Here is a 24,714-nt window from a genome sequence, read left to right as displayed (position 1 = left end):
GTTTTGCGAATGAATTATATATAATAGATTACAAGACAAAGTTTAGGAGAGGAATTCCATTTGAGGAGATTATGTATAGCAATACTTTGTTTATTCGTATTTATTATCTCAGGTAATTTTTTTGTGAAAAAAGTATGGAGTTCAAACTATGATGATGCACAATATGTTGCGTCATTTGTAGAAGAAAATAAAGATCAAAAAAACAGCGCATTGCTAGTGAAACGAAATGATAAATTGGTATATTCTATAAACCCTAATGTTGTATTACCTGTAGCGAGTACGATGAAGCTCATTGTAGCGTTGGAGTTTACAAAACAAGTAGGGGAAGGAAAAATTGATCCAAATGAGCTTGTGTCGCTGGACGATATTAATCGTTATTACGTTCCAAAGACGGATGGCGGTGCTCATGAGAGATGGCAAAATGTTTTAATGAAAAAAGGACTTATAGAAGAAAATGCAGTTACGCTAGAACAAGTAGCAAGAGGAATGATGAAATTTAGCTCAAATGCAAATACAGAGTATTTAATGGAGCGCCTTGGTATAGAGAATATTAATGAAAATATAAATAAATTAGGATTACCATCACACCAGCCATTATTCCCAATTGTTTCATCTTTATATATTCCAGGCTATTTATACAAAGAATTACATGTTCCAAAGCAACAATTAGCGCATACGTTAAGAACGATGCCGCAAGAAGAATATTGTCGTTATGCGATGTTAATACATGAGCGTTTAAAACAAAAAGGTCCGCAGCTGCAAAATGAAATTCCGCTTTTCTTGGGAGAAAAGTACGACAAAATTTGGTCAGATAGACTCCCGGCTGCTTCTGCAAATGACTATATGATTTTATTAGAGAAAGCAAACCATCAAAAAGGTTTCACAAAAGAGGAAGAAAAAGAATGGTCACAACTTGTGGAATCAGATATGCAAGGGAAAAAGTATCGTCAACATTTTCGACATGCAGGTCAAAAAAATGGGTATACACCATGGTCTTTGTCTAAAGCTGTATATGCAACAGACAAACATGGAAACTGCACAGAAATTGTCTTTTTGGCGAATAATGTAAATGAGGAAGACAGTGCTGAATTACGTAAACATTTACTTAATTTGCATTTTCAAATATTGCAAAGTGATAAATATAAAGCAACTGTTATTAAGTAAAACCGATGTGTATGCATCGGTTTTTTTCTTTGGATAAACACATTTTTTTAGTAGCTGGGTATGATGATTAATAATCAATAAGCGAGGGGAGCTATTTGAAATGCGGGAGGGAAGCGAAGAGTTTTTACAGCGAGAAGGTGTAGTCTTTCCAGGGAGAACATATGCTGATTATATATTACAACATATATTCTGTTTTCAGCGGAATTATTTATTGGATGACATGTTTCGTATTAACCATGCACATGTCATTATGTTGCAAGAGGAAGGTTTGCTAAAAAAACAAAATGCTAAGCAGATTGTAGCGGCGGTAGAAAAAGTAAAAACTGTCCCATTAGACGAGCTAGTATACAGCAAAGAGTATGAAGATCTCTTTTTTTTAGTTGAGCATCTTATTCAACAAGAAGCAGACAGTGATATGGTTAGCAATATGCACATTGGGCGAAGTCGAAATGATATGGGGGTGGCGATGTATCGTATGAGCTTACGACGTTATCTTCTACAATACATCGAGCATTTTATGCTACTACAAGAGAGTATTCTAGAGCGAGCTGAGGAGCATATGGAAACGATTATGCCGGCATATACACATACACAACCAGCGCAGCCAACAACATTTGGTCATTATCTGCTCGCTATTTATGATGTGATGCAACGTGATACGGAGCGTTTATGGAACGCTTATCATGCTGTAAATCAATCTCCTTTAGGAGCGGCAGCGCTTGCGACCACAAGCTTTCCAATTAATCGAAAGCGCGTTGCGGATCTTCTTGGTTTTTCGAAGGTAATTGAAAATTCATATGACGCAATTGCAAGTACAGATTATTTATTGGAAACAAGCAGCGCACTTATGATAACGATGACAAATACAAGCAGATGGCTTCAAGATTTTTTACTATTAGCCACGAAAGAATATAACGGTATTACAGTTGCAAATCCCTATGTACAAATTAGTAGTATTATGCCGCAAAAACGCAATCCAGTATCAATTGAGCATGCAAGATCTCTTGCAAGTAGTGCTTGGGGAGAAGCGTTTACTGTCTTTCAAATGATTCATAATACCCCGTTTGGAGATATTGTCGATACAGAAGATGATTTACAGCCTCATTTATATGAAGGGTTTGAGAAAGCGCTTCGAGTTATTTGTGTAATGAATGCGGTAGTGCGCACGATGACAATTGAAAAGGAAATATTACAAAGTCGTGCAAAAAAGCATGCAATTACAATAACTGAATTAGCTGATACACTAACTCGGCAGTATGATGTTCCATTTCGTTGTGCTCATCATACAGCAAGCCATATAGCTAAACTTTCAGAAGAACAGAAAAAAGATTTACATGAACTAAATTTTATCGATATCAATCTGTATTTACAAAAGGAATTACAGGTTGTATTAACAAAAGAAGAGTGGAATGAAATAATTTCACCACATTCGTTTGTTGCAAAGCGAAATGTATACGGTGGACCGAGCCTACTGCAAATGCAGCGAATGATTAAAGAGAGAAAAGAAATTGTTTCAAAGCAGGAAGAGCGGCTAGAGAATGTGAAGGAACAACTTGCTGAAGCTGAAAAACAAGTCAATAAACTTGTTGCAACTATCATTCATTCATGAAATAAAGAAGGATTTAACTTGTAAATCGCTAATATATCACTATATATTTCGAAAGAAAGAAGAGATTATAGTGATACAACTAAATGTATATACGAATTTTGTACAATTTAAAAATGATAGTCTTCCTTTTTTAGAAACGTATGAGCAAGAGAATAATTTAATATTAGGTGTGTTACGATCCTCACAGCTGCCCTTATTTATGGCAACGGCTACAAAGGAGGGAGAACTTGTATTTGTTATGCTTCAAACACATCATCGGCAAGCCATTGTAGCAAAGTCTGCGCCTTTAGAAAAGGATGATATAAGAGAAATTGCACAGCAACTAGCGATTGCATATCCTGATGTGCCCGGATTAATTGGAGAAAAACAGGTGGTAGAGTGTTTAGCGGAACAACTTGCGGATTTTCAAAATAAATCGATTCAAATCAAAATGAAGCAAGGGGTATATGGGTTAAAGTATGTAAAGAAGAAAGCCGGAAATAATGGGGTTTTCCGTCGAATAGAATTAAAAGAACAAGGTTTGATTGAAGATTGGGTATATTGCTTTTGTGAAGAAGTAAATTTAGCAATTACAAGGGAAGAAGCGGTGCATACTGCTGCCGAATTAATTGAAAGTCAGCGCTTGTTCGGATGGGAAACGAAAGGACAGTTAGTTTCAATGGCAGCTATTACAAGACCGACGAAACGTAATGTCACAATTAATTTTGTATATACTCCGAAAATAGAACGGAAAAAAGGTTATGCTTTAAACTGTGTATCAGCACTCAGTCAATATATGTTAGACAATGGGTATGCGACGACTTCATTATATACTGATCTAGCTAATCCTACATCTAACAAAATCTATCAAGAAATTGGTTATGAACTAATTATGGAGTCAGTTCTATTATTATTAAAATCTAAACAATAGAAAAACTCGCTACTAGCGAGTTTTTTAATTTTCATCAATGCGTACAATGCCACCTTGCTGAAAGTTATCTGTTTCTAATAAATCAATAACGGCTTTTGCTACATAATTTGGTGAAAGTAAATGGTCATCTTCTTTCAAGGCTAAGAAACGGTCTACATTAATAAAGTCTTCTTTTGATGTTTGTCTAATTTCTGTTTGCATCTCTGTATCTACAACACCTGGCGCAAAAGAAATAATTTTTACAGGATATCCTTTATCAGTTTCTTCTGCTGCAATACATTTTGTGAACATATTAATACCAGCTTTGACGGTGCAGTATGCTCCCCAGCCAAAGTATGGTTTTTGTCCAGCACCAGAAGAGATGTTAATGATACGTTTGTCTACATTCCAGTCTTTCGTATGTTTCATAAAGGCTGAAGAAAGTAACATGGGAGCTACTAAATTTACATGGACATTTGCAATTAATTGCTCACTTTCTGACCGTTCAATGGGTTTCATTGGTGCTAACATACCGGCGTTATTAATAAGGTGAATAGAAGAAACAGTTTTTACATCAATGTTCGAAAAGATATTTTCCATCAATGATTCAATTTGATGAATCTCTTGTAGATCAAATGAATAAAAATCAAACGGAATATTAAGATGTTGTGCTTGTTCAATAAGTTGTTCGTTTTGTTTACGTGATATAGAAATGAGTTTCGTTTCTTGTTCTAATAATTGTGTAGCAATTGCTTCACCTAATCCTCGGGAAGTTCCTGTTAATATTACATAACGCATATATCTAAATCTCCTTTCACTATATATGTACTAGTATAAGGCATTCTTTTTTAATTAGTGAAGATAAACTAAACTGAACGAAATGAATGCGTCTACATACAATGAAGTAATGCATTATTTCGAGGGGGAGTAGGTATGTACTATGTGAATCCTAGCTCGTATAATCAGTTTTATCGAGTATATGAAGGAACATATAACCAAGTGTCACAAGCTATTTTAGAAGCTATTAAAGGCGAAGCTGCTGCGATTGATTTTTATAGTCGGCTTGTAAAGGAAGCACCAAATGCAAGACATAAAAAAGATATTTTACATGCATTAGAAGACGAAAAAATACATTTACAACAATTTATACAATTGTTTACAACACTAACTGGACAGCAGCCAACGTATCAAGTGGTGCAAACTCAATATTCTTCTTATAAAGAAGGATTAGAACGTGCGTATGAAGATGAACTAGAAGCGTATGAAGATTATCGAAATGCTTATTTATTAACGCAAAACTTAGCCGTTCGAGATGTTTTCTTTCGGGCGATGACAGATGAAATAGAGCATGCAATGCGCTTTGGTTTTTTATTATCTTCTTTATCATAACTTAAGGATACTAGACAATTTTGTCTAGTTTTTTTATGAGAAATGAATGAAGTTGGCGAGAGAAACAGAAATACATAAAATGTGCTTATACAATCAAGTGTTTGAGTCGATTCAATCTAGTAAGAAATGCTTGAAGGGCAAGTTATTTCGCTATTTGCGGGCAGTAAGACCCCCATCTCAAGAGTCAGAGGAAAGCGAAGAAGATGAGGGATGAAGCCCCCACCATTAATGGAAGTTTCACTTTTTATGGAGGTGCTGTCAGGATGCGAGACCGAAGTGCAGCAATTATTGTAGAAGAAGGAAAATTAGCTCTTATAAAACGCATTTGGAATGAAGAGGTATACTACGTCTTTCCTAGCGGAGGAATTGAGGAAGGAGAAACCCCTGAAGAAGCAACAATTAGGGAAGTGTATGAAGAACTTGGCTTACATGTAAAGCTTCAGAGACCTGCAACAACAATTAAGTACAACGGAACACAATATTTTCACGAAGCAATAATTGTTGGCGGTACACTTGGCAACGGACAAGGTGAGGAATATGTGCAAAATGACAGGAAACGAGGCGAATATATTCCGATATGGGTCTCGGTAAAGGACTTATTAAACATAAATATTAAACCGTTAGAAGTAGGGAAATATGTGTATGAACTATATGAAGATTCATAATTTATGTGTATCAATAAAAAAGATTGACAGCGCCCTCTGATTTCAGTATTGTATTCGGGTATGTGTTTAAATCAGGAGGGTTTTATGGAAAAGCAAACTACACATCATGTGAAAATGACAACAGCAGATCCGTCTGCACTTGGCTTATTTGGACTTGCAATGGTTACACTTGTTGCGTCCTCACAAAAACTTGGCTTAACAAGTGGCGTCTCATTTGTAGTGCCATGGGCAATCTTTTTAGGAGGTTTTGCTCAATTATTTGCATGCATTAACGATGCAAAGCATAATAATACATTCGGGACAACAGCGTTTGGTGGATTTGCATTGTTTTGGTTTGGCGTTGGGACTTCATGGTTAATTCAACTTGGAGTATTTGGTGAAAAATTAGCAGCAACTGTGGATCCAAAGCAACTTGGAGTAGCATTTGTTGGTTACTTAATTTTCAGCTTATTTATGACAATTGGCGCAATGGAAACACATAAAGTATTATTTATGATTTTTGTACTTATTGATTTCTTATTTATTGGTCTTTCATTTAGTACTTTAGGTGTTATGCCACATGCGATGCATGAATTAGCAGCAATTTCTGAAATGCTTATTTCACTGCTTTCATTCTATGGATCAGCAGCTGCAGTATTAAATACGCACTTCGGAAAAGTTGTATTACCTGTTGGTAAGCCATTTGGTATCTTCAAAAAATAAAACATAGCAGCATGAATGAAACAGAAAAAAGCAGTTAAGTATCTGTAAGATACTTAACTGCTTTTTGTTTCGTTAGAAGCAACAGCGAATGTTCCTGTAACTTCCGCAATCTTTGAATCTTCAGCTACATGACCATCAATTGTTACATCCACTTTTTGATTTTTATTGGCAGTTACAACCCAGCAGTTCGGAAGATAACGAGACTTATGAGATAAAGTGGAAGGGATGTTTAATATATCTCCTAAGGCATACATAGTTGCAGAAGAACCACCATCCATAGCCATCGCGTTTACAGCGCCCTCGTCATATAAAAGATCCTGGCAATCTTTTAAAGAAGCACCAATGCTGTGAGGTTGTCTACCATCTACAATAAGAAACATAATTGAGCCATCTTTCTTTTGAGCCATAATGCTTCGTGGACCATATCCCCATCCTCCATCATTCGTAAGCATTTTTTCGCCATTTACGATAAGTTGGGGCATAAAACCAGCTGCAGAAACAACATTTTTATTCAACAATTGCTGTGCAGAGTAATCACCTGTTACCATTTGTCCATATTTTGTTAAGCCGGTAATAATAGTCGGTGAATTTATATCTTTTGGTGTATGGATAACTTGTCCGTTCTCGATAACAATGCCTAGCCCCTCTTTACCGCCCCCATGTCCCGTTTCATCTGAAAATCCACTTGCATTTACTGTAGCAATTGCGTGATTTCGCTTCGCCATCACGTAAATTTTTTCACCAACATCGCTACCTTGTGTACCTTGCTATGTTACAAGTTTTACATTAAGAGGATTACTAATTGTCATGAGCTTGCCTTCAAAATAATGATCCGCATATTTTTTTTGGATGGTCTCGATTTTTATATGAAGCGGCATATGCTTTTTCGCTTCTAATTGCTGTTTTGAAAGTTTCTGAAAACCAAGAGATTGGCTGTCTTTCCACTTTGGATTACTAATGGAATTTGAAATATCATCCAGTTCTTGTTGTGACAAAAAGGTAAATTTTGCTAAATCGTGGTGTTGCGAAGTTAGAATACTTTCTGCAGCAATTACACGCAATTTATGTCCATACGGAGTACCAAACAAAATACCAGCACCAATTAAAATGAAAACAAGCAATAAAATGGAAGATACTTTTATCACTTTTTTTAGATGTTTTTTCATTCTGAAAACTCCTCTTATATAATTTCATTCTTTAGTTTTTTGTATGAGAAATTCGTTTTTTTATTTGATTTGTTTATATACAGTAGAATGATATGAATAATTTGACAAGAGGTAAATATGAATGTATATCGTTAAATTGCGATAAAAACAGTCAGATTAATAGCGACTGAATGAAAAAATAGTGAACGGCTGGCACATTAAAAACAAGAATGAGCATTATGTGGTGGGAGGGCAGGAGCAAAGACATGTAAGATAATTCAATAGAAAAAATAAAGAAGTGAAAGGTATTAAACCAGCCAATTGATGAAGTTACGAAAAAAACATGAAATAAAATTTGCTTTTATTATAATAAAGGTGTATAGTGATATTAAACCATTTTACTTTTAATACCATAGAGATTTAAATAAGCTGTAACTTAAGAGGGGATAGCAATGTTAAATCTTCTCTGGGTTGCAGTTTTTTAATGTCTAATTTATTATTTGTAAAGTGGTTGAAAATGGACATGTACATGAAGGTACATACTTTAGGAGGATTTTTTCATGCAAAACGGTAAAGTAAAATGGTTTAACGCTGACAAAGGTTTCGGTTTCATCGAAGTTGAAGGTGGAGAAGACGTATTCGTTCACTTCTCAGCTATCCAAGGTGACGGCTTCAAGACTTTAGAAGAAGGTCAAGAAGTTACTTTCGAAGTTGAACAAGGTAACCGTGGACCACAAGCTACTAACGTAACGAAAAAGTAATTGAAATGAAAGAGAAGGGAACTCCCTTCTCTTTTTTTTGTATCTTAAAATAGAACAGCTGCAATATTGTTTTTTAATACATATTAGAGGTTGGGGATATAATGTTAAGAAGAGATAAGGAAGAGGTATGTAGTATGTATGAACCAAAATATTATATTGTATTTGATATTGAGCGGAATTTTAGACCTTACCAATCAGATGCTCCAACGGAAATTGTTGATATTGGAGCTATCAAGATTGAAGCAAGTACAATGAGCATTATCGAGTTGTTCTCTTCGTTAGTGAAACCATCGGCATCTATATCTCGTCATACAACAAGATTAACAGGAATTACAAAGCAAGATGTAAAAGGTGTAGAAAAATTTCCTAAGGTAATTGAGCGATTTCGTGAGTTTGTTGGAGAAGATTATATGTTTGTAACGTGGGGGAAAGAAGATTACGGATTTCTAACGGAAGATTGTGTACGATACAATGTGGAATGCCTTGATCTTGGGAAGGAAAGAAGATTTGATTTACAGAGATTTGTATTTCATGCATATGAAGAATTATTTCTAAATCCACCAAGTTTGAAACTTGCAGTGGCACAATTGGCTTTAGAATGGGAAGGAAGACAACACCGCGCCTTCTCCGATGCCAAGAACACCGCGAATATATTTCTCACAGCGGCTAAGCAAAAGGATATTCATAAACGATACAAGAGAAATGTGGAACTCATACTCGTAAAAAATGGCTCTTTAACTGATAAGGGTAAAAAGAAAATGAAGAGATGGGTATTTAAAGAGGTAAAGAAAAACGGATATTCTCACTTGACATGGGATACATTCATAAATAGTAAGACATGGGAGAATGTATCTGATCAATATCATTTCGATCGTACGACCTTACTATTGTTACAAAATTACTTCAATACTGCTTTGAAGAAAGCTAAACAGCAACTTCAAGTATTGGCTGCAATGAATAATAATAATCAAGGGAATAAAACGCAATAGAATCTATAAGAAGAGCGGGAATTCTGGGATAGTATTCCCGTGAAGGCAACAGTAAAAAGAAATGGCATTATGATTTGCTATAGAAGGAATTTTTTCCCCCGTTAATGCGAGATAAACATGCACATTAAGACCAAAGGACAAGAAAAACCTAATACATCCCCACCATACAGATTTTTCATATCGATACAAAAGAATAGAAATGTAAATTTGTGAAGATAACATAACAACTCCTATTGTTATCTTCAATAATGAAAAGTTGCTCCTTTTTGAATCTAAGAATAACCCACAAATGATAAGCTGTAAAATACTCATTCATACTATGAACTGTAGAGAATCTCCATTCAATGAACGTAGCAATTGAATAAATAACGAAAATAGCTCAGTAAATAAATGAATGGAGTGAAAGCAAAGAAATCTTCCTATTTATTTAAAATGAATGACTTTTTTAATTTTTGCTATATTATTTTTTCATGTATTTTAAGATTTTAAAATAATATCTACTAAAAGAATATATGAATTGAATCAATTTATAAAAATAATATATTGGTCTAGGTTACATATGTAAGTAATGAATCATAGAATATGAAATGATATATAAATTTACGAAATCTTAATGAAGGGGCAATAAAATGAAATCATACTTTAGAAAAAGAAGAATAAGTAGAGGAGATGTGGAAAAATGTAAGCTCATTGGAAATGGTAAGGATGGAGAAGTATATCAATTAGCCTATGATAAATGCGTGAAAATATTTTATCAGGAAGAAACTCAAAAAAAAGAGTTGAAAGCTTTGATAATTGGACAATCATCACCTATTATTCCACGGCTTTATGGGTATGGAGAAAACTATATTGTTATTGAGTATATACATGGTACTTCTCTTGCCGGTTACTTGAAAAGAGAACAAAAACTGACAGAAGAGTTAACTAAGAAAATATTAATGATGCTGAATGAATTAAAAAAGATAGGATTTACTAGATGGGATGCAGAGGTGAGACATGTTTTAATAAATGAAAAGGGTCAACTAAAAGTCATTGACCATAAAAGAGCTTTTACTTCAAATATTCAGGTTCCAGTTAAGTTATTAAAGGGGCTTGAAAAATTTGGACTAGCACAGGATTTTTTGAACCATGTGAAGAATATACAGCCTTCTCTTTATAATAAATGGATGTAATATCGATAAAAAACGAGGCGTCTTGGAAGTAATACTTTTTAACGTTAAAACCACTGAACGCTTGTTTTTCAGAATTTGTAGGCGATAAGACTTCTTCCCTCAAGATCGAGAGGGAAATGGAAGGATAACTACTGGTATGTGCTTAATTGGTAAGATATTTCCATTGTTGAAGGGGAAAGAGAACTTTCAGTAATGGCAGGTTTTCTATATCATGTAAGACTGAAATATACATGTAAACCTCAATAGATTATACAGCTGGAGTATTTATTATTAGTAATAAATAAAAGCGGGTTTTCCGCTAATGACGGTTTCTTTTTGCGGTATCAATCATAAATTAAGAAGTACAAGGAGTGAGAATACTAATGAAAGAGTGTATTTTAGTCATTGGCGCACATCCTGATGATGAGTTATTAGGATCTGGCGGAACTTTAAAAAGATTAGTAGATGAAGGACATCAGGTAGTTTCAATTATTACTGCTCTAGGAAGAAAAGAGGAAGCTCATCACATACGGCAACTAGGCCGATGTGCAAATAAGGCGATAGGTATTGAAGAAGTGATATTTCTCCAGAATGCTAATTTAGAATTGGAGTTAATTCCACTACATCAATTAACGAAAGAAATAGAAAAACTAATACAGGTTTATAAACCAAACAAAATCTTCACCCATCATTATGGAGACCTCAATATTGATCATCATATTACTTTTCAAGCGGTTTTGACTGCGACTCGACCTTTACCAAACCAACAACCGATAGAATTGATTACATTTGAAACCGTTTCCTCTAGTGAGTGGAATATCCACACGAATGATAAATCTTTCAAGCCTAATTATTTTGTTAACATTACAGATCAAATAGATTCAAAGATTGCTGCGCTTAAACACTATGATGTAGAAATGAGAGATTTTCCTCATCCCCGTTCATACGAAGGAATTCAATATTTAGGAAGAGTTAGGGGAATGACAATTGGTGTACCATACGCCGAAGCATTCGAAGTGATAAGGAGGGTTTGGAAATGAAAATGAAGCTTGAGTTTCCATATCCATATGTAGTCAAAACAATGGATGAATATTTTGGGATTCGTTCATACTCATCACAAAAAAAGAAGAGTACAAAGCAAGAACGTTATAAAAATACAGAAGCAAAGATGTCTAAAAAGAAAAATCTCTCTATATTAATTGCTACGTTTTGGGATTATCCTCATACTGGTGGATTATCTAATTATATTACAGCACTTAGTGAAGGTTTAAGACAACAGGGTCATCACGTCGAGATTGTCTCACCTAACCGATTTTCTCAAAGTCGAGTAGAAGACATACGTGAAGCAGTTGTTCCACAATTAAAAAATTTTTTAAAAGCACGTTATGAAAGCTATAATAGTACAATTGTCAGGAACCTCAAAAATATGTATACCTTCGAAAAAATGCTTCTTGAAAATATTAAATTTAAAAAATATGATATCCTCCATGCACAAGACTTGTTTACAGCTAATATATTAGGAAGAATTAATGAATATTACGGAAAAAGATTACTATTTACACCTCATGGGATGTTTACTTTTAATCGGGTGAGATTTGGCATGTTTCAAAAAGGTTCGATAGAAGAAGCCTATCATACAGTATTAGAAAGAAAGGCGATTGAATTTGCTAATCATCTTATTATTCTCAGTGATTCATTTCGTGAACCATTAATGCAGTTGGGGGCAAAACAAGAGAACATGACAACTGTGTTGACAGGTATTGATTATCCTGATAAGTATAGTACAAAAAATACATCAGTGCATAAGAAACTTGTTATTACATGTGTGGCTAGATTAGGTCCAAGAAAAGGCCATGATGTATTACTTGACGCCCTTTCGCAGATGGGAAGTAAATATACTGATAACGTTAAATTGCTCATTGTCGGAGATGGTGAGATGAGAGACAAGTTAGAAGAGAAAGTTGATGATTTGAATCTTTCCATGGTGGAGTTTTTAGGGCAAAGAGATGATGTGTCAGACATTTTAAGTAAAAGCGATATTTTTGTACTTCCAACTTTAAATGATAGCCTACCTATTTCTATTATTGAGGCCATGCATAGTGGAGTTTGTGTCATTTCGACGCCATCGGGAGGTATACCTGAACTGGTTAATCATTCTAAGACAGGCATCCTTGTCGATGCAGGAGATGCAAAAAAATTGGCACGCGCATTAAAGTTCGTTATTGAAAATGAGCAAGCGCGAGAGCAATTGGGTAAAAATGCAAGAAAGTTTGCAAAGAAGCATTTAACTAGAGAAATCATGGTAGCAAATATCGAAAAAATCTACAAAAACTATTTTAGTAAGGAAGAGCTCTATGAATCATGAACATGCAGCGGTTGTACTGGATCTAAGTGCTAATGGAATTGGAATTATTAGAAGCTTAGCAAGAAAAGGAATCAAGGTTTATGCGTTTGATGTAGAGAAGCCTTATAAAATAGGAAAATCACGCCTAGCTTCATGTGGAGTATGCCCAAGCCCTTTATCTGAAGAAAAGAAATTACTTACTTTTTTAATTAACTTGGCCAAAGAATTTAAACTGAAACCTGTTTTGTATACAGGTGCGGATGATTATGTGGTATTTATTTCAAAATATCGAATGGAGCTGTCTAACTATTATTTATTTTTGTTTCCTGAGCATTCATTGATTGACGAAACGCTAAATAAATATAAAATGTATGAACTAGCGGTCAAACATAATATTCCATGTCCTAAAACGTATGTGATTAAGGAGCAAGAGCAACTGGAAGAAGCGATATTGACCCTTGATTTTCCTTGTATATTAAAGCCAGTTTTAGGACATGAATTTCGAAAAAAGATAAACCAAAAGGCTATTCTCATACAGAATCCAGACCAACTTAGAAATGAGTATAAACTGTATCGACAGCATGGAAAACTCATCCTGCAGGAAATTATTCCTGGCGATAATCAATGTTTTTATAAAGTTGCCACATTTTATGACGACAACATGGAGTTACTAGCGTTATTTTCTTTACAAAAGAATCATCAATTTCCTGCTGAATTTGGAACAGGAGCTCACATCGTTAGTAAACAAATTCCAGAATTGGTGGACATATGCTTACCTTTTTTTAAAAAGATAAACCTTAAAGGTATTGCTATGGCAGAATTTAAAAAGGACCCTAGAGATGGTGTTTATAAGTTTATTGAAATAAACCCTCGTTTTTGGTTAACACATAGTTTGACAGGGCCTGCTGGTATTGATTTTGTTTACATGTATTATTTATATTTAACTAAGCAAAATCCAGCGCCAAGACTGAAACAAATAGACGGTATCAAATGGATCTATCTTGTTCGGTATTATTTAACATTCCGCCATAAGAAAAAAAGAGCTGAAATGACGTTGAGAGATTTTTATGAAGGGTTACGAGGAAAAAAGGAATTTGCTTTGTTTGCATGGGATGATCCAATGCCATTTATTAGAAGCACATGGTCACATTTGAAAAACGCCTGGAAACGAAAGCGAAAGGAATGAAAACATTTGTACGAGGCAAAAACATTATCCTATCATTTTGAAAAAATGAAAATTGCAGAAAAACTCTCTTATTCAATGGATAAGAGAGTTGTAATCGATCCCGATAAAATAGAGTGTCTAAAATCAACAAGAAGAAGCAGTATATACAAATTATCTCTTCAAACAAAAGTTGGTTACTATCCTATCATTTTAAAAATATATAATTCAGCAGATTACAAAAATGAAGTAGAGATTAATATATATGATAGAGCCTATCCTATATTGAAAGAATTTCTTCCTGAAATATATCATATTGAACAAAATGGAACTGAAACTTGGATATTCATGGAATTTGTACGCCAAGTACGCGGCCAGATTACCTTTTCTCCGAAACATTTTGACTACATTATCCCCACTGTTGCTAAACTTCACGCACACACATTTGAAGACAATATGAAAAAACATAAAGATGTTTGGAAATCTTGGCTCCCTATTTATGAATCGAGTCGCATGAGAAGTGATCGAGTTAAATATATTAGAAAGACAATTGATTTTCTCGATGATGCGATGAAAGACGACCGGTTAAGGGAGATTATTAAACCCTATTATACATCTCTAGTAAAAATATGTAATAAGGGACCGGATTTTTTTCCGGAACTATTTGAAAATGGTTCATCGATAACGCATGGCGATCTTCATATGCAAAATATATGCAGCAACAATATGACATTAAATGCACACTGGAATATTCAGTTTATCGATTGGGAGTCAACGAAATATGCTCCGGTCTGGTTTGACATGGTTGTTTTAGTTGAAATATTACTAGGATTCAGAAAAGATTGGCAGATTCGTGCGGAAGAAATTCGCACACATTGTGTGGAATTCTATGCAAACGAAATGAAAAAGAATGGCATTACATTTAAAAATGCTCCAATTGACCTTTATAAAATGGCGTATTTGCAGAGAACGTTAGAAAAGGGACTGCATACCCAGTTGCGAAGAATATTCGATAACCGCGGCGGTGAGTTATTGCCGTATCACCTTGAAAAAATTTCTACTTGGGGAAAAGAATTAGGTTTATAACATATATAACTTTCATCATTAGCCGAGTTAGGGGGAGATACTTCTGAATACAACACAGGAAGAGCAAAATGAATGTATTTGTCCCTTCCATGCGAGCCTACTAAAAATTATGGATGAATTTTATCAAATAGAGAGTAAAAAGAATTATGTAATCAAACCGTTTCAGACGTTTGGAATCAAAAAAAATAGTATGCCAAGTAAAACAAAAAAATTAAAAATCCTTTATGTAACATTTTTTAAATATCCCAATACGGGGGGATTATCAAACTATATTACTTCCTTAAAAACAGGTTTTGAGAAGTATGATCATGACGTAGATGTTATCTCTCCTACTCAAATGACATCAGTTCATCTAGAACAAGATATTCCGCAAGCTGCTGAGCATGCAAGAGATTTTATGCTACAACGATATGGTACAGTTAATGAAAAAATTATAAAAAACACGAGCTTTTTGAACGTGTTTAAGTCTTTTTTAAGAGAAAGAAGTCTAGAACAATATGATGTGTTTCATGCACAAGATTTATTCGCTGTCTTTTTATTAGGACAACTAAATCTAGAATATAAAAAACCTCTTTTTTTTACACCACATGGGCATTTTACAAAAAGTCGATTAAAGTTCGATAAAATAAAAAAAGGATCAATTGAAGAAGTGTATTTTAGTGAAATTGAAAAACAGGGAATAAGAGCATCTGATCAAATTATAACGATCAGTAATTCCTTTCATTCTCCTTTAGAAGAATACGGGGCAAAGACAGAACAATTGATTACTGTTCATACAGGTATACATTTTCATCCACCTTCTATATCTAAAGAGAAGTGTAATGATAATGTTGTAATTTCCTGTGTTTCCCGTCTTTCTCCTAGAAAAGGTCATGATATTTTTTTAAAAGCGCTCTCGCGAATTCGACAAGATTTGTCTAATGTAGAGGTGTGGATTGTTGGTGATGGTGTTATGAGAGAAAGATTAGAAAACCAAGTGCTACAACTTGGTCTCGACAATATCAAGTTCTTTGGCAGAAGAGCAGATATACCAGAAATTCTTTCTTCTTCTGAAATCTATGTTTTACCTACCATTAACGATAATTTTCCAATTTCAGTTATTGAAGCTATGTTGTCTCGTCAAGCTATTATTACAACAAGTTGCGGTGGTATACCAGAAATGATTCAAAACGGAAAAACAGGGATCATTTGTGACCCAGGCAATGTGCAACAACTTTCCGATGCTCTTAAATTGCTTTTAAGCAATAAGAGTCTTCGTGAACGATTAGGAAGAGAGGCTCAGACCTATTCACAACAACATTTAACTCAAGATGTGATGGTCTCAAAGATAGAAAGAATCTATCACTCTTTTATGAGCGATATGTAGAATCTGTATTTAATGCCTTCATAGAAAGATGATGACTCAATCTATGAAGGAGAATTATTCTGAATTAGAAATGAGATTATCATATTCAGCGCAGTTAAGGACTTTAAGACGGTATAAAAAAGAAATATACAATAATTAGAAATTTCGCATGAAATCCTCGATTTTTAATATGGTATAATTTTCATAGTTTATCAAGTTATGCAGAAGTCCAAAAACTTTCGAACAAAATCTGAAAGACTGGATAGAAAACTATAGAGGGGATTCAAGTGATGGGACAATTTCAAAGTAACTCTCAAACGGCAGAACAAATTGTTCCTGAAGACGCTTTATTTGATATTGTAAGAAATATAAGAGAAAAGTCTAAAGAAATACCAGAGGTAATATGTAATCGAGAGGATTGATATTAATGGCAGTAGGATTTAAAGTAGATATATTTTTCTATGAAACAGGACATCCTGATTTTTTACATAGTTTTTTTCAACAATATCATATCATACAGAGCCTGAAGGGTGGGGTACCCAATATTTAATGTTAATGAAGAGTTTGTATTTTGACAAGTGGTTTAATAATAGGTTGTGAAAAATTTTCATTTATTCCTAGTATTGTTCAAAATCAAACAATTTTTAAAATATATATAAACAAAATTAATCATCCTACTGCTGTTTTTGTATCAGATGCATTTAGAAATACAGTTTTAAAAATTGGTTTGCAAGGTTTTGAATTTGTCGAAGTATGGGATTCGGAGTTGAACATGTAAGGTATAGGAAAGGAAGTTGATTTGGAAATAGAAACATTATAAGAGGAGAGAGTGCGTGTATTTATGACAGGCACTCTTTTTTATTAATAAAGAAACCTTCTACAGCTTCAAGAGCATATTTTGGTCACTAATGGGTAAAATCTCCTTGAGGGTACTTATTCATCTTCTCCTGCACCATACCCATATTGCTGCTTCTTCCCAATCCGCTCTACTACCTTCTCTAACTCATCAGGTTTCAAAAACTCAATAGGGGAGAAGCCTTTTTCGAACGTAAGCGAATCCGCCTCAATCATCAGTACATATTTATCATTAACTTTCGCAATATGAATTTGGTCTCCAAAATCCGCAAGCAAAGCTTTCACAGAAATATGGTCTGCCTTTAGCTTTAATTCTATCTCAGGGGTGTGCTCCACAATTTGTGCAGTAGCTTCCATGACTTCTTCTGTTGTGAAATGCTCCATAATTTCACGCTGTGGACTCGCTGCCCACACTTCCATCGCTTGGTCAAATTGTTCTCGTTCTTCTGTACCTTCTTCAAAAACGTCTTCAATTTGGTCGTATACCATGTCCATTACTTGTGTTTTCATAATTTCTGGCATGGAACGCTCGTATTCTACGAATTTCAAGAAGTCTTCGAAGTAGCGGGCATGTGATGCTTGGTGGATTTTTAATTCGCCTACTTCTACGATGCCTTCTTCTGGCATGTATGGATATTGAATCGACTTCATATTTTTGGTTGTGATTGCCATTTCGACGTTTCGGATTAGTGTTGCTTCATCAGAAATAGAAGCGACTTTTGGTTCGAAGTCACATTTCATTACAAAGACGAACGGATCGTCGAAGTATTTGCGAAGCTTTGCTTGGGCAACGAGAAATACGCCGCCGCGTACAGCGCTTGTATCAATATATGTATAAACGAGCGGTTCATTTACATCCTTGAATGTTTCTTTCGTTTCTGCAAAGCGAATGCGGTTAAATAGGTTGTAGTTCGGATTCGAATCTAATTCGTGCCCAATTTCAACGATAAAGCGGCCTATTTTTGTTGGGACTTGTTCACTTTTGGGATGACGGTCTACTTTTCGTTTTGAGATTTTTAATAATTCGCCGTCTAGAAAGTCTTTTAGTGAACTGTCTTCATATTCTTGTGTATCTAACGTTTGAAAATGTTTATAACGTTTATCTGCTTGTTCACCTTGTCCGTCTACTTGTACGACGTAAAAGGAAAGAAAATTGATTTCAAAATCCATGATTATCACCTTGTTTCGTTTCATTAACTCTTTTCAGTATAGAGATGGAGAAAACATTCGTCAATTTAAGAAAGGAAGGGGAGGCCCTTCCTTTCTTATTTTTTTTGTTTTACATATTAAAATCCATCTTCGTATGGTGTAAATGAAAGGTTTAATTTGTTTTCAACAACGCGTAGACGTTGATTTAGTCTATTTAAGCGGCGTGATTGACGTTCTACAACTTGTTGAAGTTGGTTTACTCTTTTCTCTAGCTCATTTACACGGCGTTCTAGCTCACGGCTGCCACTGCCTGGAAATGAGATGGGAATTTGAAATTGACGATTTGGGTCGTATGGATCATATTGCTGCATAGGTTCTATATATTGTTCATATTGTGGTTGTATATCGTATTGTTGTGGGATATAAGGGTTATATGGATTGTAAGGATACATAGACATCCTCCGTTCTATAAAGTGAAATTTCCATCAGTGGGGTTTTTTCATCCCCCACTGATGGTTAGTTGAACTAATCGAGCTTTTACGGACAGTTATTCCCACCTATCTTCTTCGTTTTTCTCTGAATCTTGAGGTGGGGTCTTACCACCCGTTAATGAGGGATAAATTGGTTGGATTCATCATACTGTATGTGCGGGAGTGGATGGCGGACACGGCGGACACCTATTATGATAGGTTGCCTTTTCCTTCTGTATGGCTATTATAACTATCCTTAAAAGGAGTCGTTATTCATTACAAATATACGTACTATCAACATAGTAAAATATTGATGGATAAAAATTGTATCTAATGCACCTGTTGGTATATACTGGATAGAGAAGGGCGGATAAAATTTTTAACAAAGTTAAGAATTTTTTAAGGGAATATGTATAGACATTTAAGAAAGAAAAGAGTAATTTAAAATATGGCGGAAATGTAGTAATAATGTAATAAAAGTAATATTGTGAAATAATGTGATAATACATAGACTTGTTAGAAATAGATAGAGAATAAAAGGAGAGAGTAGATTGTTACATAAGGTTCGAGGTTTGATGTTAGGGGCACTATGTATAGGCGTAGTTAGCGGATGTAGTCCGAAGGCTAGTGAGGTTACATTAGTGAGTGGTGCAGGTGAGAATGTTGCACAAGCGAAGGAAGAAGTAAATAAAAGTATAAGTTTAGTAGATGGAAGAAGTGGAAAAGAAGTAAAAAAACTAGATTTAGCAAGTTTAGGTTATTTTGAAGATGAGAAGAAATTTAAAAAGGAAGTTACTAAGGTTGTTAGCGAACTTGGAAAGAGTATCGATACAAAGATGGTTCCTTCTCGTATGACAAGTGATGGTAAATGGATAGAAGGGAAACCTTCTTATGAATTAATGGAAAAAGAGTTAATAGATCAATTGATGAATGTAGGATTGTGGGATTCTTCTTATCAGCTGCCGATTGTAGAGAAAAAGCCTGTAGCAAAACCAGAAGATGCAACTGGCAATGGAGCAGTTCTAGGAAGATATGAAACGAATTTAGGAGGTTCTACTGGTGGTAGAATAGAAAATATTCGTTTGTCTGCAAGCACTGTCAATGGGGTTGTATTAGGAAAGGGAGATAGATTTTCCTTCAATGCTTTAATAGGTGATACAACACCTGATAAAGGGTACCAATTAGGAAAAGAGATTATAGATGGTAAATTAGTAGATGGATATGGCGGTGGTGTATGTCAAACTTCTTCTACACTGTTTAATGCTGCAGATCAAGCAGGGTTAACAATGGTAGAGAGATCAACACATTCCAAACAAGTAGGCTATGTACCTAAAGGTAGAGATGCAACGATTGCGTATCCTTATTTAGATTTAGTATTTGAAAATCCAAATGATACTCCAGTTAAGCTTGTGATGTACATAGAAGGTCAGAAATTAATCGCAGAGGTACGTGCTGTAAGATAAAGTGAAACTTCCATCAGTGGGGAGGGTCTTTATTCCCCATTGATGGTTAGTTGAACCAATTGGGCTTTTACTGCCCGTTAATGCGGGATAAATATAGTAGGTCATTCCTTTAAAAAGTTTGAGTCGAAGGAATTTGAATAAAGAAAAATAACGGATTGTAATAAATAACAAAAAAGGTGCTTCTTATGCAAGCACCTTTTTGTTATGAAATTTATTGAGGTTTTGTATAGTTCAGATCCCAAATTACACCGAAGCAATCTTTTACTTTTGCGAATTTTGCTCCCCAGAATGTATCTTGTAGTTCCATTAGTATAGTCCCTTTTCCGATTAGCGCATTGTAAACCTTTTGAATTTCTTCTTCGTTATCTAATTCAAGAGCAAGTGAAATATGATTTCCTGCTTCAATAGTTTGACCTAAAAATGCATCTGAAACCATGAAGAATAAACCGTCTTTTCTAAAGCGAGCGTGCATAATTCTGTTATCAACTTCTGGTGGAGTCGGAAAATCAGCATCGCCAAACGTTTGGATTCCTTCGATTTCTCCCTCAAAAACTTCTTTATAGTATTCTAATGCTTCTCTTGCATTGCCGTTGAATGTAAGGTATGGAGTGGCTTGTTGTTTCATTTGTAACGCTCCTTTAATTTTTTTATTGATTATTGTTCTTAGTTTACTCGTCGTATTCAGATTCAGCAATCTTTTTTACACGGTTGACAAAGTCAATAGCAACTTGATTTGTTGCAGATTTCATAAATAACTCAGCTTGTTCAGTTAATGCTTTATTTGTTGCAGTATATTTAAATAATGTTCGATCTTTATCTGTTTTTTCTAATTCATATGTAGCTGTAATATCGAACATATTAGCAAGAGTAAATCCGATTTTTAATTTTTTGTGTTCGGGTGTATTTACATAGTCAAGCGTCTCAACATCATACCCTTGAATTTCGTCGCCTTCTTTATATTTCTGGCGATAAATACTTCCGACAATTGCCTCTGTTTCTTTTACAGGTGTATTTTCTATGACATGGGGCATTAATTTTTGCATTTGAGTTAATGAACCATTTAAATACGAAAATACATGGTCAATAGGTGTGTGAATTATAATTTGTTCTGTCCAACTTTTCATATCATCCCTCCTTTATCAAGTGAATTAATTTAATTATATAATCGAACATAAGTTCTAGTCAAGGCGATTTAATTTGAGTTATGTTGTACTATGTGATGTAGTGAAAAATTATAAATTAACAGCAGTAGATGGTGGGTTTATAGTCATTGATCCGAGTAGGATTTCTGTACAGTTTGAAGTAGAAAATGAGTTGTACACATTTTATAAAGCAAGAAAAAAAAGACTTCAGTGCTAAGCTGAAATCTTTTTCTGTTCGTACTCATCTTTTTATTCGGGTTATTCATCAAATATTTGTTTGAAATGATGGTTCATATGGTCAATATAATCCGTAACTAGCCACTCCAATGTTACTATGTTTTGATCTTCTGTTTTACATGGGAGCTTCCATTGTTTTTCTGTAACATTGGTGAGAAGATTGACTATGCGTTTGTTTAAAGAAGTCCATATATTTAGTATTTCTTCGGTTGAAAATGTATGCTGATAATTATGTATTTTCACCCATAAATCTTGATTATAGCCATGGATTGTTATAGATTCTTTAGAAATGAGAATATCAACAAAACGTTTATGGTTCACACTTGCAGAATCACATAGATGACCTAATATTTCTTTTTTAGACCATTTTGATGGATTAGGTTTATGTTCTATATTTACAAGAGAGAGCACTTTTTCTGATGTAGCGTAAATCATACTTTCTAATTGAGATACTAATTTAGACAAGTTAGTTCCTCCGTTTTTCAAGTTAGTAAGACAAGGAATGTATTATTACTTTGCGTGTTATAGTTCAATCCAAAATCTTTTTACAACATTGCCATCTTCCTCAATATAGTTTGAATCAGGTATGCCGCCATTTTTGATAATGGTTTTTTCAGAACCGACATTACTTTCGTCACAGACAACAAGAGCTTTTCGAACGCCTAATTCTTTCGTTTTTTCTAATGCTAAAGCTAACAGAGTAGTAGCGTATCCTTTTTGTCTTTCGGAAGGGCGAATGCCATAACCAATATGTCCACCACAATTCAATAATTTTTCTGTTAATTGGTGGCGTATATTCACAGCACCAACAATTTTTTTATTTTCTGAAACCAACCAATAAGTAGAATCAGGTACCCAACCTTCAGGGAGATTTTCACCTTTCTCTGAACTTGCTAGAAACTGAATCATTCCATGAAAGTCTGAGGGGTCTTTACTAATGACCCATGGTACCATATCTTCGCCGCTATCTTTCCATTCTTGATAGAAATTTAGGTATTCGTTTTGTAATGCAAGTGTAGGTGTTACTAATGAAACATTCATTTTCATACCCCTTTTTTATAAAGAATATTGATAATATTAACACAAATTCATTGTTATTTATATTATGAACTATTAAGGATACTAGTTTCCTTTTTATTGCTTTATTTTTTATAGAAAGCAAACGGTTTCTATTTATTGAAATGATCCTTTGAGATAGGTAATTTTGTATTTTTTGATTTTATAATTTAGATTTTGTCTTGGAATTCCTAATTGTTCACTTGCTTTTGTAATATTTCCTTTGGATTCATGTATTGCTTGTTCGATCATTACTCGTTCAAGATGCTCAATTTGTTCCGGCAGGCTTTTGGAAAAAATCGAATGCTCTTGAGCATATGGTTGATTGACTTGCTGGATCATTTTGTTTTTAAAAGTAGGAGAAAGATGTTCAAATGAAATGGCACTTTCATCGTAAATCAAGTTCAAAGCTCCCTCCAACGAATGCTCCAATTGTCTAACATTACCTGGCCATTGATAGTTCATGAAAAATTGATAAACATCTTCATCAACTCCTGTGACGTTAACACCTAGGGCAGTAGAATGTTTGTTAGTGAAATACTCTATTAAAGTAGGGATATCTTCTTTTCTATTTCGTAAGGGGGGAATTACAATATTTACTACCCCTAACCGATAATAAAGATCTTCTCGCAGTTTTCCATTGGTAATAGCCTCAAGAGGATCTTCATTAATCGTAGTAATAACTCGTACATCAATATCTAAAACTTTAGATGAACCTAAGCGTTGAAGTTTTCTTTCCTGTAAAACACGAAGTAACTTTGCTTGAAGGTTTGTTCCCATAGAATTAATCTCATCAAGCAATAAAGTTCCTCCGTGCGCTTCTTCAAATAGTCCGGCTCTATCTGTCGCCCCAGTAAAGCTCCCTACACTGGTTCCGAATAACAATCCTTCAAGTAAAGATTCAGGTAATGCTGCGCAATTTTGGGCTATAAAGGGCTTGTTTTTTCGCGGGCTTTCATTATGAATGCTTTGAGCAAATAATTCTTTTCCCGTACCAGTCTCACCGAAAATCAAGACGTTTGAATTAGACCGCGCAGCTCTCCTTGCTTGTTCAACTGTCTGTCTCAATTGTTCGCTTGAAAATATAATGTTATCAAATTGGAATCTTGTATTGTTTTTTCGAGCTAGCATAGAATTGGAAGGAGCCGAATTTCCTTTTGTTTGTTTTTGTAATTGAAAAATGGTTTCAGTTAATTGTTTTTGTTTTGTAATATCTGTTGCAATTTCTAAAGCTCCTACCTTTTTATTCCCTAGAAATAACGGAACAGTTTTTGAAAGGGTTGTGACCGATTTACCATTGGTAGTAAAATGGTTTTCTCGATGGCTGAGTGTCTTCCCTGTGTTCAAAGCAGTAAGAAGGGTACTGGAATTTTCCTCTATTGGCCAGGTATCCACTATTCTTTTATTTCGTACTGATGCAGGCTCAACAGTATCAATTTCCCCCATTTTTCGATTGTAAAATATAATTTTCCCTTGTTGATCGATTGCAGTGATTCCTTCTTCAAGTTGATCTAATATTACGTCGTATAAGTGCCTGGTTTCATTCATTTGTTGAAGTTGATATTGCAATTGTTGGAGCTGAGTATTGTCTTTAAGATTAAGAAGGTAGTAGACAGTTTCAGAATCGATTTGGATAACTGAAGTATTTACAATTAACTGTCGGGTACCAAGAGAAAGTGAGATGCCTGTCTTATCTTTTTTGAATTGAAAGCTTTTTTTAAATTCTTCTGAAGGGAAAATTTCATGGATAGAAGTTCCGATTAGGCTACTTGGACTTGATGAAAATAAACGTGCGGCAGATCGATTTAAAGAATGAATTTCTCCTTGTTCATCAGTGAGAATCATACAATCAAAACTGGAATTCCAAACCTTATGTAAGGGAAGAAAGGAAAAATCAATCATTGCATTCACAACCTTTATAAATATTCAATAGAACTGAGA

At 34.6% G+C, this 24,714-nt stretch carries 24 protein-coding genes and 3 pseudogenes; 18 read left to right on the top strand and 9 right to left on the bottom strand.

Annotated elements, in window-relative coordinates; translation table 11 throughout:
* Positions 1-75 precede the first annotated feature (75 nt).
* The 3 genes from LRP84_RS12430 to LRP84_RS12420 all read left to right on the top strand — a co-directional run bounded on the left by LRP84_RS12430 (position 76) and on the right by LRP84_RS12420 (position 3,683).
* Positions 76-1,164, top strand: a complete 1,089-nt coding sequence (locus LRP84_RS12430) for a serine hydrolase (RefSeq protein WP_437438782.1) — start codon at positions 76-78, stop codon at positions 1,162-1,164.
* 100 nt (positions 1,165-1,264) lie between these two features.
* The gene (gene argH, locus LRP84_RS12425; RefSeq protein ID WP_230575360.1) at positions 1,265-2,773 is read left to right on the top strand and encodes an argininosuccinate lyase; all 1,509 of its coding nucleotides are present in this window, start codon (positions 1,265-1,267) and stop codon (positions 2,771-2,773) included.
* A gap of 70 nt (positions 2,774-2,843) precedes the next feature.
* On the top strand, positions 2,844-3,683 hold the full coding sequence (locus LRP84_RS12420) for a GNAT family N-acetyltransferase (RefSeq protein ID WP_230575359.1): 840 nt from the start codon (positions 2,844-2,846) through the stop codon (positions 3,681-3,683).
* Between the two features lie 24 nt (positions 3,684-3,707).
* Here LRP84_RS12420 and LRP84_RS12415 read toward each other — a convergent pair whose 3' ends face one another.
* Positions 3,708-4,460: a (S)-benzoin forming benzil reductase gene (locus LRP84_RS12415; RefSeq protein WP_230575358.1), complete on the bottom strand. Its 753-nt coding sequence runs from the start codon at positions 4,458-4,460 to the stop codon at positions 3,708-3,710.
* 135 nt (positions 4,461-4,595) lie between these two features.
* Here LRP84_RS12415 and LRP84_RS12410 point away from each other — a divergent pair, with 135 nt between their 5' ends.
* From LRP84_RS12410 to LRP84_RS12400, 3 genes are all read left to right on the top strand, one after another.
* Positions 4,596-5,051: a ferritin family protein gene (locus LRP84_RS12410; protein WP_230575357.1), complete on the top strand. Its 456-nt coding sequence runs from the start codon at positions 4,596-4,598 to the stop codon at positions 5,049-5,051.
* Positions 5,052-5,314: 263 nt separating this feature from the next.
* Positions 5,315-5,716: an NUDIX hydrolase gene (locus LRP84_RS12405; protein WP_230575356.1), complete on the top strand. Its 402-nt coding sequence runs from the start codon at positions 5,315-5,317 to the stop codon at positions 5,714-5,716.
* 84 nt (positions 5,717-5,800) lie between these two features.
* Positions 5,801-6,418: an acetate uptake transporter gene (locus LRP84_RS12400; RefSeq protein ID WP_230575355.1), complete on the top strand. Its 618-nt coding sequence runs from the start codon at positions 5,801-5,803 to the stop codon at positions 6,416-6,418.
* 53 nt (positions 6,419-6,471) lie between these two features.
* On the opposite strand, the pseudogene LRP84_RS12395 reads toward LRP84_RS12400, so the two are convergent.
* Positions 6,472-7,584 (bottom strand): annotated as a pseudogene (locus tag LRP84_RS12395) (phosphodiester glycosidase family protein).
* A gap of 539 nt (positions 7,585-8,123) precedes the next feature.
* Here LRP84_RS12395 and cspD point away from each other — a divergent pair.
* From cspD to LRP84_RS12345, 11 genes and pseudogenes are all read left to right on the top strand, one after another.
* Positions 8,124-8,324 (top strand): cold-shock protein CspD, encoded by a 201-nt coding sequence (cspD, locus tag LRP84_RS12390; protein WP_035430809.1) that lies wholly within the window; start codon positions 8,124-8,126, stop codon positions 8,322-8,324.
* Between the two features lie 134 nt (positions 8,325-8,458).
* A complete protein-coding gene (locus LRP84_RS12385) occupies positions 8,459-9,313 on the top strand; it encodes an exonuclease (protein ID WP_230575354.1) in 855 nt (284 codons plus the stop codon).
* A gap of 629 nt (positions 9,314-9,942) precedes the next feature.
* Positions 9,943-10,485: an AarF/UbiB family protein gene (locus tag LRP84_RS12380; protein ID WP_230575353.1), complete on the top strand. Its 543-nt coding sequence runs from the start codon at positions 9,943-9,945 to the stop codon at positions 10,483-10,485.
* 362 nt (positions 10,486-10,847) lie between these two features.
* Positions 10,848-11,504, top strand: coding sequence for a PIG-L deacetylase family protein (locus tag LRP84_RS12375; RefSeq protein WP_230575352.1), 657 nt, complete (start codon positions 10,848-10,850; stop codon positions 11,502-11,504).
* Entirely contained in the window at positions 11,501-12,829 is a 1,329-nt protein-coding gene (locus LRP84_RS12370; protein WP_230575351.1) for a glycosyltransferase family 4 protein, read from the top strand. Before LRP84_RS12375 ends, LRP84_RS12370 begins: the two co-directional genes overlap by 4 nt.
* Positions 12,819-13,994, top strand: a complete 1,176-nt coding sequence (locus LRP84_RS12365) for a carboxylate--amine ligase (protein ID WP_230575350.1) — start codon at positions 12,819-12,821, stop codon at positions 13,992-13,994. Before LRP84_RS12370 ends, LRP84_RS12365 begins: the two co-directional genes overlap by 11 nt.
* A gap of 6 nt (positions 13,995-14,000) precedes the next feature.
* Positions 14,001-15,056, top strand: coding sequence for a phosphotransferase (locus LRP84_RS12360; RefSeq protein ID WP_437438781.1), 1,056 nt, complete (start codon positions 14,001-14,003; stop codon positions 15,054-15,056).
* A gap of 37 nt (positions 15,057-15,093) precedes the next feature.
* Positions 15,094-16,422, top strand: coding sequence for a glycosyltransferase family 4 protein (locus tag LRP84_RS12355; protein WP_230575422.1), 1,329 nt, complete (start codon positions 15,094-15,096; stop codon positions 16,420-16,422).
* 269 nt (positions 16,423-16,691) lie between these two features.
* On the top strand, positions 16,692-16,823 hold the full coding sequence (locus LRP84_RS22450) for a hypothetical protein (RefSeq protein ID WP_302850591.1): 132 nt from the start codon (positions 16,692-16,694) through the stop codon (positions 16,821-16,823).
* 5 nt (positions 16,824-16,828) lie between these two features.
* Positions 16,829-16,980: pseudogene (locus tag LRP84_RS12350) on the top strand (Imm70 family immunity protein); the annotation flags it as partial.
* Positions 16,973-17,179: pseudogene (locus LRP84_RS12345) on the top strand (imm11 family protein); the annotation flags it as partial. The pseudogenes LRP84_RS12350 and LRP84_RS12345, both read left to right, overlap by 8 nt.
* Positions 17,180-17,334: 155 nt before the next feature.
* Here LRP84_RS12345 and LRP84_RS12340 read toward each other — a convergent pair.
* Both LRP84_RS12340 and LRP84_RS12335 read right to left on the bottom strand, forming a co-directional pair.
* Positions 17,335-18,426 (bottom strand): DUF3900 domain-containing protein, encoded by a 1,092-nt coding sequence (locus LRP84_RS12340; RefSeq protein ID WP_230575349.1) that lies wholly within the window; start codon positions 18,424-18,426, stop codon positions 17,335-17,337.
* Between the two features lie 116 nt (positions 18,427-18,542).
* Positions 18,543-18,857 (bottom strand): coiled-coil domain-containing protein, encoded by a 315-nt coding sequence (locus LRP84_RS12335; protein ID WP_230575348.1) that lies wholly within the window; start codon positions 18,855-18,857, stop codon positions 18,543-18,545.
* Between the two features lie 569 nt (positions 18,858-19,426).
* Between LRP84_RS12335 and LRP84_RS12330 the strand changes: the two genes are divergently transcribed.
* Complete coding sequence (locus LRP84_RS12330) at positions 19,427-20,338, top strand: VanW family protein (protein ID WP_230575347.1); 912 nt, start codon at positions 19,427-19,429, stop codon at positions 20,336-20,338.
* 211 nt (positions 20,339-20,549) lie between these two features.
* Here the strand turns inward: LRP84_RS12330 and LRP84_RS12325 are convergent, their stop codons facing one another.
* The 5 genes from LRP84_RS12325 to LRP84_RS12305 all read right to left on the bottom strand — a co-directional run bounded on the left by LRP84_RS12325 (position 20,550) and on the right by LRP84_RS12305 (position 24,675).
* Complete coding sequence (locus tag LRP84_RS12325) at positions 20,550-20,963, bottom strand: VOC family protein (protein WP_230575346.1); 414 nt, start codon at positions 20,961-20,963, stop codon at positions 20,550-20,552.
* Positions 20,964-21,006: 43 nt separating this feature from the next.
* Positions 21,007-21,462, bottom strand: a complete 456-nt coding sequence (locus LRP84_RS12320) for an SRPBCC family protein (protein WP_230575345.1) — start codon at positions 21,460-21,462, stop codon at positions 21,007-21,009.
* 276 nt (positions 21,463-21,738) lie between these two features.
* Entirely contained in the window at positions 21,739-22,182 is a 444-nt protein-coding gene (locus tag LRP84_RS12315; RefSeq protein ID WP_230575344.1) for a DinB family protein, read from the bottom strand.
* 57 nt (positions 22,183-22,239) lie between these two features.
* Entirely contained in the window at positions 22,240-22,758 is a 519-nt protein-coding gene (locus tag LRP84_RS12310; RefSeq protein WP_230575343.1) for a GNAT family N-acetyltransferase, read from the bottom strand.
* Between the two features lie 132 nt (positions 22,759-22,890).
* Positions 22,891-24,675: a sigma 54-interacting transcriptional regulator gene (locus LRP84_RS12305; RefSeq protein ID WP_230575342.1), complete on the bottom strand. Its 1,785-nt coding sequence runs from the start codon at positions 24,673-24,675 to the stop codon at positions 22,891-22,893.
* Positions 24,676-24,714: the final 39 nt, after the last annotated feature.

This window comes from Bacillus rhizoplanae (assembly GCF_917563915.1).
Classification (GTDB): domain Bacteria; phylum Bacillota; class Bacilli; order Bacillales; family Bacillaceae_G; genus Bacillus_A; species Bacillus_A rhizoplanae.
Note: the sequence above shows the minus strand (reverse complement) of the source record. Positions and strands in the feature narration are given on the sequence as shown.

Bases quoted from the DNA above. Each gene is read 5' to 3' on its own strand.
- argH (WP_230575360.1), top strand. From the start codon at position 1,265: ATGCGGGAGGGAAGCGAAGAGTTTTTACAGCGAGAAGGTGTAGTCTTT.
- LRP84_RS12415 (WP_230575358.1), bottom strand. From the start codon at position 4,460: ATGCGTTATGTAATATTAACAGGAACTTCCCGAGGATTAGGTGAAGCA.
- LRP84_RS12410 (WP_230575357.1), top strand. From the start codon at position 4,596: ATGTACTATGTGAATCCTAGCTCGTATAATCAGTTTTATCGAGTATAT.
- LRP84_RS12405 (WP_230575356.1), top strand. From the start codon at position 5,315: ATGCGAGACCGAAGTGCAGCAATTATTGTAGAAGAAGGAAAATTAGCT.
- LRP84_RS12400 (WP_230575355.1), top strand. From the start codon at position 5,801: ATGGAAAAGCAAACTACACATCATGTGAAAATGACAACAGCAGATCCG.
- cspD (WP_035430809.1), top strand. From the start codon at position 8,124: ATGCAAAACGGTAAAGTAAAATGGTTTAACGCTGACAAAGGTTTCGGT.
- LRP84_RS12385 (WP_230575354.1), top strand. From the start codon at position 8,459: ATGTATGAACCAAAATATTATATTGTATTTGATATTGAGCGGAATTTT.
- LRP84_RS12380 (WP_230575353.1), top strand. From the start codon at position 9,943: ATGAAATCATACTTTAGAAAAAGAAGAATAAGTAGAGGAGATGTGGAA.
- LRP84_RS12375 (WP_230575352.1), top strand. From the start codon at position 10,848: ATGAAAGAGTGTATTTTAGTCATTGGCGCACATCCTGATGATGAGTTA.
- LRP84_RS12370 (WP_230575351.1), top strand. From the start codon at position 11,501: ATGAAAATGAAGCTTGAGTTTCCATATCCATATGTAGTCAAAACAATG.
- LRP84_RS12365 (WP_230575350.1), top strand. From the start codon at position 12,819: ATGAATCATGAACATGCAGCGGTTGTACTGGATCTAAGTGCTAATGGA.
- LRP84_RS22450 (WP_302850591.1), top strand. From the start codon at position 16,692: ATGGGACAATTTCAAAGTAACTCTCAAACGGCAGAACAAATTGTTCCT.
- LRP84_RS12340 (WP_230575349.1), bottom strand. From the start codon at position 18,426: ATGGATTTTGAAATCAATTTTCTTTCCTTTTACGTCGTACAAGTAGAC.
- LRP84_RS12335 (WP_230575348.1), bottom strand. From the start codon at position 18,857: ATGTATCCTTACAATCCATATAACCCTTATATCCCACAACAATACGAT.
- LRP84_RS12325 (WP_230575346.1), bottom strand. From the start codon at position 20,963: ATGAAACAACAAGCCACTCCATACCTTACATTCAACGGCAATGCAAGA.
- LRP84_RS12320 (WP_230575345.1), bottom strand. From the start codon at position 21,462: ATGAAAAGTTGGACAGAACAAATTATAATTCACACACCTATTGACCAT.
- LRP84_RS12310 (WP_230575343.1), bottom strand. From the start codon at position 22,758: ATGAATGTTTCATTAGTAACACCTACACTTGCATTACAAAACGAATAC.
- LRP84_RS12305 (WP_230575342.1), bottom strand. From the start codon at position 24,675: ATGATTGATTTTTCCTTTCTTCCCTTACATAAGGTTTGGAATTCCAGT.